The following is a 14,179-nucleotide window of genomic DNA, read 5'->3' as shown; positions in this document are numbered from 1 at the left end:
TCGGCAGGGACATTCCTGCCGTTTCGACATAGCGATGACCTGCTTCATGTCCTTGCGCCCAAACACCTCGGCAATCCAATAGTTAGCTTTTTCGATGCATCGCGATAAAACCCTGGCTTACCGGCGCTGTTAGTAGATGCCGGCGACACTTGCGAATTTGGCCCATGCACTGCGTCCCGCGAACAAATGTGCGAGTCTCCAGGTGTCGAAAAGGCTACGTCTTATCTGAACCTTCAACTGATGGAAGGCCTGCCTTAGGTGCGCGCAACTCAGTTTCGCCTTTGGCCTAAGGGCCATTGCAGTCGGATAGGCAAACACTACAATTGGATCAACGTGGTGAACAGCAGACAAAGCCACGGATTCAGTTGGCATTGGGCTCAAAAGGTAAGTCGCGCCTGAACGCCGTTTCTACCCAGCACGGAGGAGGTGAAAATGGTCGAATCAAGAAACGGACTTTGGAGGCGGAAGGTCACATTGCTGGCCGCAGCCGGACTCCTGGCGATATCGGGGGCTGCCCTGGCCACCAACCAGTCGCAACAGCGCCAACAAGGCAGGGACGTAAACCAGGCTGCCAAACAGGAAGCGCGCGCAGGTAAGGTCGACTGCCGGGCTGCAAACCAGAAGAGCAACTCCCAGTGCCGGCAAGACAAGCGCGACACGAAGCAGGAGGGCCGCCAGCAAAAACGGGACATCAAGTACTAGCGCGGCCGATGCTCGCCGACGAAACGGTTCTGCAGATCGTCCTTGGCATGGGGCACGGCATCAGCGTCAGGCCGCAAAAGACACCAGACAGGTAATGCAGAGGATCTGTCATCGAGCCCGCAAGGTCCGAAGCCTGAACGATGGCGCCCGCTCGACGTTGTACGCACGACGCCCCGTGGGCATCAGACTTGACGATACGAAGGAACGAAGGCGAGCACCAGCCTTTCACGCACCATCGCCTGCCTCGCCCTTCCAATCACCACCCAACGCCAGCAATAGTGCGATGCGCTGGTTGAGATGATCGGCCTGGACGTTGATGAGATCCATCTCGGCGGCCACGAGGGCCTGCCGCTGCTTCAGCAGGCCCCGCGTATCCGAAGCGCCGATGCCCGCGCGCGCCACCTCTCGCTGCACCAGTACACGGCTGTCATCCACCCGCTCGCGCAGTTGCTTGGCGCGCTCGGCATAGACGGATTCGGCCTGCAGTCCCGCTTCCACCTCGCCCAGTGCCTGCAGCGCGGTGTTGCCATAGGCAATCAAGGCGGCTTTCTCTTCGGCGCTGTAGTAGTCCGCCCTGGCCTTGAGCTCTCCGCCGGTGAAGATCGGCGCGAAGAACGAACCATTGAGTCCCTTGATTGGGCTACCGGCCTGGTTGAGCAGGAACACATCGCTCCGGATACCGGTGATGGCCGCGCTGATGGAGATCTGAGGCAGGCGCGCCGCCTCCGCCGACTGCCGCATGTCGAAGGCCGCCGCAACACGGTGCGCCGACGCAGTCAGATCCGGCCGACGCTCGACCAGGTTTGCCGGCAAGCCCGCGGCAGGGGCCGGGGGCATGGCCGGCAGTTCTGGCCCGGTCGCGATTTCCCCCGCGGGATAGCGGCCCAGCAGCAATTCCAGCGCTTGCGCGGCCTGGCTTCTGACCAGCTCGGCTTTCCCGATTGCATCGCGTTGCGCGCGAAGCGCATTCCGCGCTTCCAGCAGCTCGGTCTCCGGCGCTATCCCGATCTCGACGCGCTGGCCGGTGATCCGCACCAGGTCTTCCTGCATCGCGGCGGTCTGCCGCAGTCGATCCTCCAGCTTCGCGCCCTGGATCAGCGTGAACCATGCCCTGGCGGTAGTTGCCGCGACCACGCGCTGGGCCCAGAGATAATCATCCCTTGTAGCCGCATACTGTGACTCCGCAGCGCGCGACTGGGCGCGGATGCGTCCCCAGAGGTCGATTTCCCAGCTCGCGCCGATCGACAGGATCTGCGTTTCCGAATTGCCCGCCCTGCCCTTCACGCCTGCGCTCGGGAGCAGGCCGCTGCGCTGGATGGCGACCAACGCCTGCGCCTGCTGAACGCGCACCGCGGCCAGCCGGAGATCGCCGTTGTGCGCAATGGCTTCCCGCACCAGTCGCTGCAGCTCGCCATCGTCGAAGGTGGCGAGCCAGCCATTGGCGGAGGTGCCGGCCGTGGCCGCGTTCGCCCACGTGGCCTGTCCTTCGAGCGCCGGCACGGCCTGGCGTCGAAGGTCCGCGCCCTCTGGCGGTGTCTGCAAGGCGCAGCCGCAAAGCATGGCGACCGGAAACGTCAGCAGCAAGGTCTTTTTCAGTAGAAACGACAACACGGACTTCCCTCTTCCAAATCTCTGGCAAATCTCAAATCGAGTGGACCTAGTGAAGCTTGAACACCAGGTAGTTCAGCTTGGAACTGACGCGCAGGAAGACCATGCGAATGATGTGGAACATCTCCATATGCTCCGTATAGATCGCACCCGCTCCGATTGCCCCAACCGGAAGCATCAGCCCGCTGGATTCGTCACGCAGGTCGAGCTTGACCGCGAATCGGTTCGGCACCGCGTCGGTGGCGCCGGTGTTCGGGATCATGCCGCCCTGAGCAAACTGGCCTTGCGATTGCGCCCAGACAATCGAATCGACTTTCGCCTTGATGATCTCGCCAGGACTCGTCGGCAGATAGATCTCGGCAAGATCGCCCTCCTTGACGTTGTAAAGCTCGTTCTGCTTGTAGAAGGCAACGACCTCCTGCTGGTCCTCCACAAAACTGAACGCGGGCGAGAACGGGAACGGCACGAGCATGGTGCCCACGCGTACCTGCAGGTTCACGACCTTGCCATCGGAGGGCGCCCGGTAGACGGTCTGCTCGAGCTCCCATCGGGCGTTCTCGAGCATGACCTCGGTTTCCGCCCGCTTCGCGCGCGCCGTCGCAATGGCGGCAAACTCCCCCTGGCTTCTGGCCGACAGCTTCTGACGGGCCTCATCCTCCGCGGCCTGCGCGCTGACCACCTCGCCTTCCAGTTCACGCTGGCGGGTCAGTGCATCTTCCCGGTCGAACTTCGACCCGGCCCCCGCCGCAAGCAGCGCGTCATGCTCCTTGACCCGCTGACGGGCAAGCGTCAGCCTGGCCTGCACGGTGCTGACCCGTCCGGCCGCGCCGCGCACCGATTCGCCAAGCTGGCGCGCCGATGCCTCGGCTTCAGCCAGCGCGGCATCATCGGCCATCAGCCTGCCTTCGAGTTGTCTGATCGAGGCCTGGTAGGGGGTCGGATCGATCCGCAGCAGGACATCGCCCCTCCTGTAGCGCCGGTTGCCTTCGGCCGGCAGTTCGACGATGCGGCCGCGGACCTGCGGCACGACCTGCAGTACCTTGCCCACCACCCGCACGTCATGGGATGACGGGGCCACCACGTTGAGCGTAAGAACCAGCATCGTCATCGCCACCACGGGAATCGTGACCACGATGACCATGGACGTCGTGTTCCAGGGCAGCCATTTGAACTTGAAGAAGATCAGCCATACGGCCAGGGCGTAGACGCCAAGCAGCAGCGCATCCATTCAGATCCGCACCTTTCCGGCGTGCATGCCGCTGGTGATGCCCATCGTCGTGGATGCCTGCAGGCTGACCATCTGCCTCGGCCCGTAAGCCCCCTCTTGTGCCGGCACGTGCGTCGACGGTACCGTGCCGTGGCCATGCTCGTCATCGTCTTCCGGCGCCTTGTCGGTGCCATACGCGGCCCGGTAGAACACGGGCTTCGTGTGCGCCCAGAGCCAGGCCAGCGGCCACAGCAATCCTCCAAAGAAGAGCGACAGCAGGCACAGCGAATGGATGGCTTCCTTTTGCGGATGGCGCTTGCGATGCGCGATCTTCTCGGGCCAGATATGCAGCATCCAGAACAGGTAGAGCCCTGCCACCGGGACGAAGACCAGGACCACCCAGGAGATGGCATTGGCCGCGGTCTCCAGGGCCTTGCCACTGAGTGCGGATGCGAAAGCAGGTTCGCTCGATGCCAGCAGGCCGATGCCTGCCAGCAGATAGGGGCGCAGTTTCATCGAGTTGTCTTGAGATGGAGTGTTGGCGCGCGATTGCACAATGCACCGGCCGATCAGGACCCGGTTGCTTCGTCGCGCGGGTCGCCACGGTAGGCGTCATTGCACGCGCTTCGCGCTTGCCGGCGCAATGGTGGTTCATCCGCGCCTTCATCCGTGCCTTCATCCGCGGGGGCATCGTCGGCGTACAGAAGGTTGTACTTGCTGCTGGCCGGCTCGCCGGCAGCGCGACAGACCGCAGGTGTGGTGGGTAGTCCGACTCCTGTGCACGCATCGGACTGGATTCGCAGCGCTTGTGACTCCAGTCCGCGTGAGTGCTGCGCATACGCTTGCCCAATGCCCGCGATCAGCAGCGCAACGCCAAAGGCCCGGACGGCCGAGGGGCAGTTCTTGATCATGTCTGCAGGTTCCTTCGATTGACATCGGATGTCGTCGATATGCGTTGGCACTGTCGCGACATCCCGATAGAGCCCACACGTTATGGCAACGCGTCAGTCGTGCCTATCAAAGGAATTAGAAAAATGCGCCTCGTACTCCGGGACGGACCAATGCCGAATGCCGGCACTTTCTAAGTTCTTAGATAGAACTCGCGGCATGGCCGACCTATCCTGTGCGCAGTCGCACATCCCTCGGGCGTAGTCCAAGCTTGCCCGACCTGCATAGTTCAATGAATAGTGTTTCCTCGATCGCCGCGAGCATCGTTGTCGTCGCAAGCGCAAGCACCCTGTCCGGGTGCGCAATACCAACTCCCGAAACCTTGAACCCGTTCCAGGAACCGTGGCCATGGACGAAGATCGTCGCCGTCAATCGTACCGATCATGATGTGCTGGCGGTGCACGCCGGCCTTTGCGAAACCGGGCCCGTGTCGCGGCAGTCGCAATCCGTCCCTTCCTATTGTTTCCTCGGCAAGAAGCCCGAGCGACCCATGGCAATCACCTGGAACGATGCCGGCGCCGGTGCGCAACACACCGCCACGGTGCCGCTTCCGCCCCTGTGGCCGGAAGATCCCCGCCCCGAGGACTTGCCGGGCGGCTACCTGTGCGTGCTGTTGCGCAACGATGCGCGAGCGAGCCTGACCATCACCGCCACCGCGGAAGCCTGCGCGGTTCTGTAGAGGATCGCGATCGCGGGGTTGCAGGGCGCCTCAGGTTGGCGCGTCGAGCCACTGTGGACCGGCTATTTCAGCACGGTCCACCTGACAACTGCGCTTACTGCACCGAGTAGCCCCGGCCCGCCATGCAGGCCCGCCAGGCTTGCCAGTACGACGTCATGGCCCAGTCATTGCTGGCTTGCATCTGTGCACTGGCGGCAACGGCCTGGCGCCGTTGCTGACGATGCGCCACGCCACCCGCGATAGTTCCGACTGCCGCACCCGCCGCGGCGCCCTTGCCCGCGTCGCCACCGATCGCGCCCACAACAGCGCCCGCAGCAGCGCCGCCCGCAGCGCCGCGAACACGCTCGCCACCGGGCAGAATGACCGGAGCCGGCGTGCTTGCCACGCGGTACGGATCGATGCCGGTCTGCTGTCGGGCCCAGCCGTAGCAGGCGCCATCGTCATTGTTCTGCTGATACACCGATTGCCCTCGCGCCGGATAGGCGATGGGCTTCTGCAGCATGGTCTGAGCCCGCGCCGTTCCGGCCGTTCCGGGTACCGCGCCCGACATCAGAACGAATGCCGTACACGCGACAAGCGTTAAGTCTGGACGATTGCTCATGAACTCTCCTGATGAGGTGCCAGGTTTGGGGCGCCCACGGGGCATCGGACTGCCATGCCCACGTGGTAGTCGGTTCACGCACAGGCGTGACGACCATCCGATCGTCGCCAACTCCGCGCCGACCATCCCTGGCCAAAGAAAAATGCCCGCCGGGGAGACGGGCAATCTGAGCGGCCTTGCCTTTGTGGAGATACCCGAGGCACATCCGCAAAAGGGTCGGTCACCCGTCGCCTCAATGCTGACCGTGCAGCGGAGCGCTCGCAATCACAGGAATTAGAAAGCGATAGATCGCGTACCGGCCGTACCGGCATTGCGCTGGCGATACGCAGACAGGTGCTCGCACAACTGCCGCAGACTCCCCGCAATATGCGCGGACTGGATCTCGATCTCATCGTCCCAACCATCGGCTTCCGCAGCGTAGTCGCGCAGGTCTTCGCACAACTCCGCCAGTGCCGATGGCCCGACGACCGCAAGGCTGCCCGCGATGCGGTGCAGAAGTCGCGCCAGCCCGATCACGTTCTGCTCCGTCCGAATCGCATCGTACTCATCGAGGTCCGCCCCGGTCTGCGCGAGGAATGCGTCGGCATATCTGGCAGGTATCTGCGGCAGTTCGGGGAGATCATCGTCAGCAGACGATGCCGCTGTCTGCGCCACGTCCGTATGGCCCACGCCATCCTCACCGCGTGCAAGCACCGACGCCAGTCCGGCGAGAGACACCGGTTTGGTCAGATAGCCCGTGAAACCCCTCGCCCGCGCTTCCGCGATGTCCTCCGGTCGTGCGTTTGCGCTCACCGCATAGAGGGGGATGTCGATGGCGGCGTGCTGCATTTCCCGAAGCAGGTCGAAGCCGTTCATGACGGGCATGTCGATATCGGTCAGGACCATGTCCATGTGCTGCCCCGCCAGTGCCGCCATCGCCTCGCTGCCATTGCCCGCGACGATGACTCGCGCGCCCAGGGCACGAAGCTGGTCGCGCAGCAGATTCCGGTTCAGCAAATTGTCTTCCGCGATCAACACGCAGTGGCCCGCAAGCGGCGAGGTGGGTCGCGCGATAAGGCCTTCGTCGCTCCGCTGCAGCGGGTGTGCGCCGGTGATGACCGCCAGCGTTGCTGCGTGGATGCCCGCGAGGCTGTAGCTGGACACCTCGCGACCGCCATCCGGCCGTGTCGTTGCAACCAGCGGCCCCAACTGCTTTAGCCAGACAATCGAGGCCGGTTTCGGCCACCAGGCCAGGACGTGTCCGGGATCAAAGGCTTCTGTCACCAGCAGACAGTCATATCTGTCTGCATCCACGAGATCATCCAGGTTTGAGCGCTCCGACGGCTGGCACGCGCCCCAATCGAAATGGTTCAGCAATCCCTCAATGCACTCGGCTTCGCGCGACAGCACCAGTGTCCGGTTCGGCGGCAAGCCCGGGCGCACACGGGGCGGCGCCGTATCGGACACACCAAGCGGCAGACGAACCGTGACGCGTGTTCCCTCGCCCAGCGTGCTATCCAGCATGATGTGGCCACCCATCCGTTCCGCGAGTCGCATGCAGATCGACAGGCCCAGCCCGGTGCCGCGCGCCTGGGCGATCCGGTTGTCGGCGACCTGGGAAAACGGCCGGAAAAGCTGGTCCTTGAAGTCTTCCGGTATGCCAATGCCCGTATCGGCAACGACGATCTCCAGATTCCCTTCCTGCCATCGCGCACGCAGAACGACCTTGCCCGACTGCGTGAACTTGAACGCGTTGCCAAGCAGGTTGTTGACGATCTGGCTCAGGCGCACCGGATCGAGATCGAGCCGCGACGGAATGCCGCTGCTGTACACCGCCAGGAAGCTCAGTCCGCGCTGCGCGGCAAGCGGGGCATGGGCGATCGCGATACGGCCGAGAAGCTCGGTGACGGAGACGGGTTGCGCCTCGATGCGCAAAGCACCCACGTCGATCTTCGAGAAATCGAGTACGTCGTTGACGATCTGCTGCAGCCCCTCGGCCGACACCTGCATCGCACCGACCCTCAATCGCTGCTCCGGCTCCAGCGGCCCCATCGTGACGAGTTCCATGTTCCCCAGCAGCGACGCAAGCGGCGTGCGAATCTCGTGGCTCATCGACGCGAAGAAGGCCACCCTGGCGCTGGCAGCCGCTTCCGTCGCGAGTCGGGCGTCGTGCAGGAGCTGCTGCGCACGCGCCGCTTCCGCATAGGTCCCGGTCAGGAAGCGATGGTTCCAGTAGCGGTGCAGCGCGAACAGCAATGCAAGCAGCACGATGACAATCGCACCGATGACAGTCAGTTCCTCCGTCATCACCCGAATCTGATGGCCGATCGGGAGCGCAAAGATCAGATGCCCGAAATCGGCCACGAGTGGCGGACGGCGCAACGCCCAGCCATAGTCCGGGACCCAGTGAAACATGCCGTCCTGCCGGGCTTCCAGCCTGGCATCCACGCGTTGCGCGTTGGCACGTGCGCCGGGCACGACCAGCGGCGTGCCAACGCTGTCGAATACGATCGGTTCAGGGATCGACAAGCTTGGCCCGGCGGGCCGCAACAGTTCGTGCAGCGGGATGCGCGTCAGCACGACGGCGTAAAGCACATCGCCCTTTGCGACCAGCGAGGCACCAACCATCTCCGGATCGATGCCTGCCGCACTGCCCGGGACGCCCAGCCATTCGACGCGCTTTTCCCGCGCGGCCTGCAGGACGTCGATATCGCGACTCCGGAAGCGATCGAGGATTGTCTTGACGATGCGTGCCGGCGGCATGGGCGGCAGCACCCGCCGCGCCGCCGCGCCCGATGCGTCGGGCGATTCATAACGATACGTTGCACCGCTGGCGATCGAGATCATTTCGATCGACGGCCTCTGGCTGGCGGCAATCAGCGTTCGGACTGACTGGTCGCAGCTCCGCTGCAGGACGTCGTCGGCCGGCGCGGACGGCAAAACCTGCACGCAAAGGCCGTCCTGTCCGCGAGGTGAGAGCGGAAGCGTGCGATTGGCTCGCAGCTCCAGGATCAGATTGCTCGCGGCCAGTGTGCTCCGGCGCTCAAGGACGGCATCGACGACGCCCTGCTCATAGAGACGGGCCACCTGCTCCTGGGCGCGCAGCGTGCCATTGAGCCGAACGAGCACGCTCGTGGAAGCGATGGCGACGGCAAGCAATCCCAGCAACACAATCACCATCGAGAAGACCCGGCGTTCGCGCTGCAGATTGCGTTCCACTGCGCGGAGGTCGGGCGACGGCTCGAACGTGCCCTGCATCAGGACAGACCGTTGTCGCGCGCGTATGCGACGAGGTCTGCGTTGCTGGTGATGTTCAACTTGCGCATGGCCGAGCGCTTCTGCGTCGCCACGGTTCCCAGGGTGCGTTTGAGGTATGCGGCGATTTCGGTGACGGTGCTTCCCACGGCGAACATCCGCACGACTTCGATCTCCTTCGGAGACAGCCGGCTGGCGCTTCCGCCCGCCAGCGCGCCAGCCCTCGACATCCTGGCCGCTATTCCCGGCGAAAGGCGCAGGCCCCGACCAGAGATCGCATCCAGGCAAATCTGCCGCAGAATGGCTGGGGCCTCGTTCTTCCCCACGATGCCGGCGATACCCGACTCCTGGAGGCGCGTAAGCAAGCCGCCGTTGGTGAGCATCGTGAAGACGACAATCGGCGTATCGGGGCTGTAGTGCTTGAGTCGCTGGATCAGGCGAAGCCCGTCATCGCTCTGTTCGGAATGGCCCATTGCGAAATCCGTGACAATGAGATCAGGCCGGTGCACCTTCAGCGCAGCGCAAAGCTCCCTACCGGAAGAGCACATTGCGGCAACCTGGACATTCGGGATCTCGCTCAGGGTGGTCTTGACGGCGAGCTGAATCACCGGGTGATCGTCGGCGATCACGGCGGAAATGGTACGTCGGGACATGCGCGTTAATTCTCCACACCCCGAATCGGCTCCGGGATGCTATCTGCTTCTACAGCCTGCAACGGATGGTCCGGCCTTGACGCGAGAAATACCTTTGCTCGTTCAGTGGGACAACGATTGAACGGAGCGGTAACGCACCAGCCGGGGAACAGCCTGCATAGGGCTCGCGATGTTAGCAACTGGCACAAAGTCCCGTTTGACGAATCGGGTCAGTGACTTGACTAATCGTCCCACGGCTCGGACAGGCCACAAGCCACCGACGTCCCCAACGGCGTCTTCAGGATGGCGCCCGGCCCATGTCAGCCTTTCTGCCGCGAGCTGCGGTATTAGCCTTTGCCGTCCGCACCTGCCCCGGGTCAGATTTCAGCGCTATTCAGCAGACAGCCGAGCGTGAAAACCCGGTTGGAGCGTTTGCAATGGCTTCGGCCAGGGTTACGGCCTGTTCACCCGCGAAGGAACCGTCTGGCGGCGCACAGCGCCGCGTGCGGTGCGGCTTTCCTTGGGGCTGCAACCAAATTGCGCGTGATACCAGCGCGAGAATCCGCTCGGCGCGGAGAATCCGAGCAGGGTCGCCACCTCGGTCAGCGGACGGTCGGTCTCCATGACATGGCGCGCCGCGAGTTCCATGCGGATGTCGTTGACGATCGACGAAAAGGGCTGTCCCTCTTCCGCCAGGCGGCGTTGGACCGTGCGGCACCCGGTACCCAAGTGCTCGGCCACCTGCTCGATGCTGCAGCGCCCGCTGGGCAGCAGCAGCAGGACAATGCGCCGAACGTCCTCAAGCATTGTTGCCTGCTGTGACACGGCAGAGGCGTCTATCAACTGCTGCACGTAGCGCGCCATGGCCGGATCGGCATACGGGTTACGGGCGTCTAGATCGGCCTTCGAGCAGATAACGCAGTTGAAGTCGTAGTTGAACTCGACGTTCGGGCCAAAGAAATGCTGATGCACGCTGAGGTCGCGCGGCGCCGGGTGCTCGAAGCATACGCGTGCCGGCTCCCAGTCGGGCTTGTGGAGCTGGCGTATCAACCGCACCATCACCCCCAGCGCCAGCTCGACCCGCTGACGCGTGGGCTCGTGCGCATTGCCGGCCATAACCACTTCGCGGATGATGACCAGATCGCCGCACTCCTCGATCGCCAGTGACAACGAACCGTTGAGCAACGCCTGATAGCGCATCAGCATCCGAAGCGAGTCACGCAACGTCGGCTGATCGCGGATCAGCAGCCCTACCGGCCCAAGATTGGACAACAGGCGCGACTCGGCCATGCATAGGCCGAAACTCTCGTTGCCTGACAAGGTTGCGGACGCCTGAAGCAGGCGTCCGAGACGCTCCACAGGAATCATGACGTCCGGCTCGCGCAGCACGCTCGGACTTAATCCCGCATCGAGGAGCATTCGTACCGGATCCAGGCCGGCGGCGCGAGCGACCTCGTTAAAGTTCGTGAGGGCTGCGGCGCGGACTAGTGACGACATTGGGGCGTGTAGGGTGGGTTTTGTCACTTAATGATAAAAGCCAGTCGCGTTGTGTCAAGCAAGAAGCGCCGGCAGCATCCACACTGCTCTGAATCGATCGGCACAATCGATCACAGGAGACAACGTCATGAATCAGCCCCTGGAGGCGGCACCCGCCGTGGTCCGCGCAACATCCCTGAGCAGCTCGATCCGGGTCGAACCCGTCACTTGCACGATCGGTGCGGAACTCAGCAACGTCAATCTGGGCGCGGCCGCCGAGGATGACCAGCAGATGGCGGAGATCCGGGCATTGCTCCTCAAGCATCGTGTGCTTTTCTTCCGCGACCAGGACATCACGCGCGCGCAGCACGTGGCGTTTGCGAGCCGCTTCGGCCAGCTGGAAGACCATCCCGTGGTGGGGAGTCACCCCGACTACCCGGGACTGGTTCAGATCTACAAGACTCCGGACAGTCCTCCCGAGCGTAACGAGAATTCCTGGCATACCGATGCCACCTGGCGCGAACAACCGCCGCTGGGCTGCGTGCTGCGCTGTATCGAATGCCCGCCTGTGGGCGGCGACACGATGTGGGTCAACATGGTCGAGGCTTATAACCAGTTGCCCGAGGAGATCAAGACGAAGATCGCTTCATTGCGCGCGCGCCATAGCATCGAGGCCAGCTTCGGTGCCGCGATGCCGATCGAGAAGCGTCTTGCACTGAAGGCTCAGTATCCCGACGCCGAGCACCCGGTGGTGCGGATTCATCCCGAAACCGGAGAGAAAGTGTTGTTCGTCAACGGAAGTTTTACGACGCACTTCACCAACTACAACGTGCCAGCCAACGTGCGTTTTGGGCTGGACAAGGCACCGGGCGCCAGCAATCTACTGAACTACCTGGTCAGCCAGGCCATGATCCCCGAATACCAAGTGCGTTTTCGCTGGAAGAAGAACAGTGTCGCGTTCTGGGACAACCGTTCAACGCAGCATTACGCGGTGATGGATTACCCGCCAAGTCACCGGAAGATGGAGCGCACCGCCATCATCGGTGATACGCCTTATTAAAAATTGGCACTGAAAGTCAGACATGGTTTCTACGATCCCCACCGTTCTCATCGTTCCCGGCTTGCGCGACCATGTTCCGGAACACTGGCAGACCCTGCTTGCGACGAAGCTGCCTCGCGTCGCCTCCGTCGCTCCGCTTGAGCAAGACAAGCTGAGTTGCGCTGCCCGTGTCGACGCGATCGATCGCGCGCTGGCCACCATCGACGGGCAGGTCATCATCGTGGCGCACAGCGCAGGCGCGATGATGATCGCCCATTGGGCGGCCCGAGGCGCCGCACACAACATCCGCGGCGCACTGCTTGCTGCACCCGCGGATCTCGAAACGCCCATGCCGGCAGGCTATCCGACGACCGACATACTGCGCGACCACGGCTGGTTGCCCATCCCTCGGGGCAAATTGCCGTTTCCGAGCATCGTCGCGGCGAGCAGCAACGATCCTCTGACGCGCCTCGATCGCGCGCGTGAACTGGCGCAGGCGTGGGGAAGCCGCTTTGTCGAACTCGGCGAGGTCGGGCATCTGAATCCGGTTTCGGGCTATGGCGAGTGGCCGCAGGCGGAAGCGTTCATTCGCGAGCTCTCGTGATTGGCCCACGGCCCTCGGACATCTGATTACGGCACGTGGCTGTGCAGACCCGGATCAGGCGCAACGAAAGCCGTCGCGCCTGATTTCCACCAGAAGCCAGGTTCCACCAGAAACCAGGCGGGACGAAAACCCGCCCTCCCTCCGCAAGATGAACACGCCCGATCGGCGCCGGCTCATGGTTGCGCAAACCGCTTCCAAGGCACGGTGGCGAGTTCAGTCGAAGTCTCTTCGTACTATTCCGGCTGGTAGTTAATGGACCTCAGCAGCGCGGCCTGTTGCTGGTATGCCTGCTTCAGGTCCGCCATCATCTCGTCCGAGGTGGCGGCATCGCCCTGCTCCATGCCCATTTCCTTGATGCGGTTCTGCACCACGGATTGCTTGAAGTACGCCAGCGTTGCCTCGCGAACTTTCTGCTGGACTGCCGGTGCGACATCCGGGCGCGACCACACGGCGAACCAGCCTGCTTGCGACAGCTGCGGGTAGCCGAGCTCCTGGAACGTAGGCACATCCGCCAATCCGGAAATCCGGGTCGGATAGGCCACCGCAATCGCCTTGATCTTTCCCGCCCTGATCAGCGGCAATGAGGTCGTCACCCCATCGAACATCAGCGGTACATGGCCGCCCATGAGGTCATTCAATGCCGGAGGAGAGCCCTTGTAGCCCACATGCCGCATTTGCATGTGGGTGAGTTGCCCGAGCAGCATGCCCGAGGTGTGGCCCTTCAACCCCGGAGCGTAAGACGCAAAAACGAGGCCGTCCTTTTGCGATTTTCCGTAGTCCACCAACTGCTTCAGGTTGGAGACCGGTACATCCTTGTTGGCAACCAGCACCAACCCCGTTCTGCTGACCTGGGCCAGGGGCTTCAGGTCGCTAAATGGCTTGTAATGGACCTTGTTGGCCAACGGCGCTTCGCTCACGATACCGCCCTGGATGACCAGAAGGGTATGACCATCCTTGCCCGTGGACTGCAGATCGCTGATCGCCAACGCACCGGCGGCACCAGCCTTGTTTTCCACGATGACCGGCTTGCCCCATGTCTTCTGCAGGCCTTCCGCCAGCAGCCGCGCCAGTGCGTCAGCGCTGCCGCCGGCCGGCCCGCCCACCACAAGGCGGATCGGCTTCGTTGGCCAATCTTCCTGGGCCTGAGCCGTGGCCATCCAGCCGGCGACACCAACACCGATCGCCAGGGCGTATCCGCTCCGCCAGAAGTCATTGTTATGCTGCTTCATGTCCGTACCTCTTGATTAATGCGCTTGCGCGTCTGGAAAGCCTTGTCGATGACGAGCTATTCTCGGATCGCACTGCTCAACCGGCTTGACCGAGCGCGACAAGTTTTTGCCGATTCGCGCAAACAGAGGGAAAACCCTGCAGAGATATTGCAGGCCGGATTTTCCGGCGACGACTTTGGTCTGACGGATATCCTTCACGGGCGCTGCCGTGGCGATCCGC

At 63.1% G+C, this 14,179-nt stretch carries 13 protein-coding genes; 4 read left to right on the top strand and 9 right to left on the bottom strand.

All coding sequences use genetic code 11. From position 1 onward, the window contains the following. Positions 1-432 precede the first annotated feature (432 nt). Positions 433-702: a hypothetical protein gene (locus BLR29_RS10525; protein WP_092136915.1), complete on the top strand. Its 270-nt coding sequence runs from the start codon at positions 433-435 to the stop codon at positions 700-702. Positions 703-927: 225 nt separating this feature from the next. Here the strand turns inward: BLR29_RS10525 and BLR29_RS10520 are convergent, their stop codons facing one another. Genes BLR29_RS10520 through BLR29_RS10505 form a run of 4 tightly spaced genes read right to left on the bottom strand, consistent with a single transcriptional unit; the run spans position 928 to position 4,428 of the window. Continuing rightward, a complete protein-coding gene (locus BLR29_RS10520; RefSeq protein WP_369804593.1) occupies positions 928-2,310 on the bottom strand; it encodes an efflux transporter outer membrane subunit in 1,383 nt (460 codons plus the stop codon). Between the two features lie 49 nt (positions 2,311-2,359). Further along, positions 2,360-3,538 carry an HlyD family secretion protein gene (locus tag BLR29_RS10515; protein ID WP_092136913.1) on the bottom strand — a complete coding sequence of 393 codons (1,179 nt, stop codon included), beginning with the start codon at positions 3,536-3,538 and terminating at the stop codon, positions 2,360-2,362. Next, positions 3,539-4,033 (bottom strand): DUF3302 domain-containing protein, encoded by a 495-nt coding sequence (locus BLR29_RS10510; RefSeq protein WP_092136912.1) that lies wholly within the window; start codon positions 4,031-4,033, stop codon positions 3,539-3,541. It abuts the gene before it with no gap. Between the two features lie 53 nt (positions 4,034-4,086). Next, positions 4,087-4,428, bottom strand: a complete 342-nt coding sequence (locus tag BLR29_RS10505) for a hypothetical protein (RefSeq protein WP_092136911.1) — start codon at positions 4,426-4,428, stop codon at positions 4,087-4,089. A gap of 527 nt (positions 4,429-4,955) precedes the next feature. Between BLR29_RS10505 and BLR29_RS32800 the strand changes: the two genes are divergently transcribed. Further along, entirely contained in the window at positions 4,956-5,144 is a 189-nt protein-coding gene (locus BLR29_RS32800; RefSeq protein ID WP_255371177.1) for a hypothetical protein, read from the top strand. Between the two features lie 94 nt (positions 5,145-5,238). Here BLR29_RS32800 and BLR29_RS10495 read toward each other — a convergent pair whose 3' ends face one another. The 4 genes from BLR29_RS10495 to BLR29_RS10480 form a co-directional block, all read right to left on the bottom strand. Then, positions 5,239-5,745 carry a YMGG-like glycine zipper-containing protein gene (locus BLR29_RS10495; RefSeq protein WP_092136909.1) on the bottom strand — a complete coding sequence of 169 codons (507 nt, stop codon included), beginning with the start codon at positions 5,743-5,745 and terminating at the stop codon, positions 5,239-5,241. A gap of 273 nt (positions 5,746-6,018) precedes the next feature. Beyond that, positions 6,019-8,982, bottom strand: a complete 2,964-nt coding sequence (locus tag BLR29_RS10490; protein WP_176860921.1) for an ATP-binding protein — start codon at positions 8,980-8,982, stop codon at positions 6,019-6,021. After that, positions 8,982-9,632 (bottom strand): response regulator, encoded by a 651-nt coding sequence (locus BLR29_RS10485; protein WP_092137297.1) that lies wholly within the window; start codon positions 9,630-9,632, stop codon positions 8,982-8,984. The genes BLR29_RS10490 and BLR29_RS10485 overlap by 1 nt, the downstream gene beginning before the upstream one ends. A 432-nt stretch (positions 9,633-10,064) precedes the next feature. Continuing rightward, positions 10,065-11,108, bottom strand: coding sequence for an AraC family transcriptional regulator (locus BLR29_RS10480; RefSeq protein WP_092136908.1), 1,044 nt, complete (start codon positions 11,106-11,108; stop codon positions 10,065-10,067). 127 nt (positions 11,109-11,235) lie between these two features. Here BLR29_RS10480 and BLR29_RS10475 point away from each other — a divergent pair, with 127 nt between their 5' ends. Together BLR29_RS10475 and BLR29_RS10470 are read left to right on the top strand one after the other, a co-directional pair. Continuing rightward, a complete protein-coding gene (locus tag BLR29_RS10475; protein WP_092136907.1) occupies positions 11,236-12,147 on the top strand; it encodes a TauD/TfdA dioxygenase family protein in 912 nt (303 codons plus the stop codon). A gap of 22 nt (positions 12,148-12,169) precedes the next feature. After that, positions 12,170-12,730, top strand: a complete 561-nt coding sequence (locus BLR29_RS10470; RefSeq protein ID WP_092136906.1) for an RBBP9/YdeN family alpha/beta hydrolase — start codon at positions 12,170-12,172, stop codon at positions 12,728-12,730. 233 nt (positions 12,731-12,963) lie between these two features. On the opposite strand, the gene BLR29_RS10465 is transcribed toward BLR29_RS10470, so the two are convergent. Continuing rightward, the gene (locus BLR29_RS10465; protein ID WP_092136905.1) at positions 12,964-13,959 is read right to left on the bottom strand and encodes a Bug family tripartite tricarboxylate transporter substrate binding protein; all 996 of its coding nucleotides are present in this window, start codon (positions 13,957-13,959) and stop codon (positions 12,964-12,966) included. Positions 13,960-14,179 lie beyond the last annotated feature (220 nt).

Origin of the sequence: Cupriavidus sp. YR651 (assembly GCF_900101625.1) — a bacterium.
Classification (GTDB): domain Bacteria; phylum Pseudomonadota; class Gammaproteobacteria; order Burkholderiales; family Burkholderiaceae; genus Cupriavidus.
The sequence above is the reverse complement of the archived record's forward strand: the minus strand, read 5'-3'. Positions and strand labels throughout refer to the sequence as shown.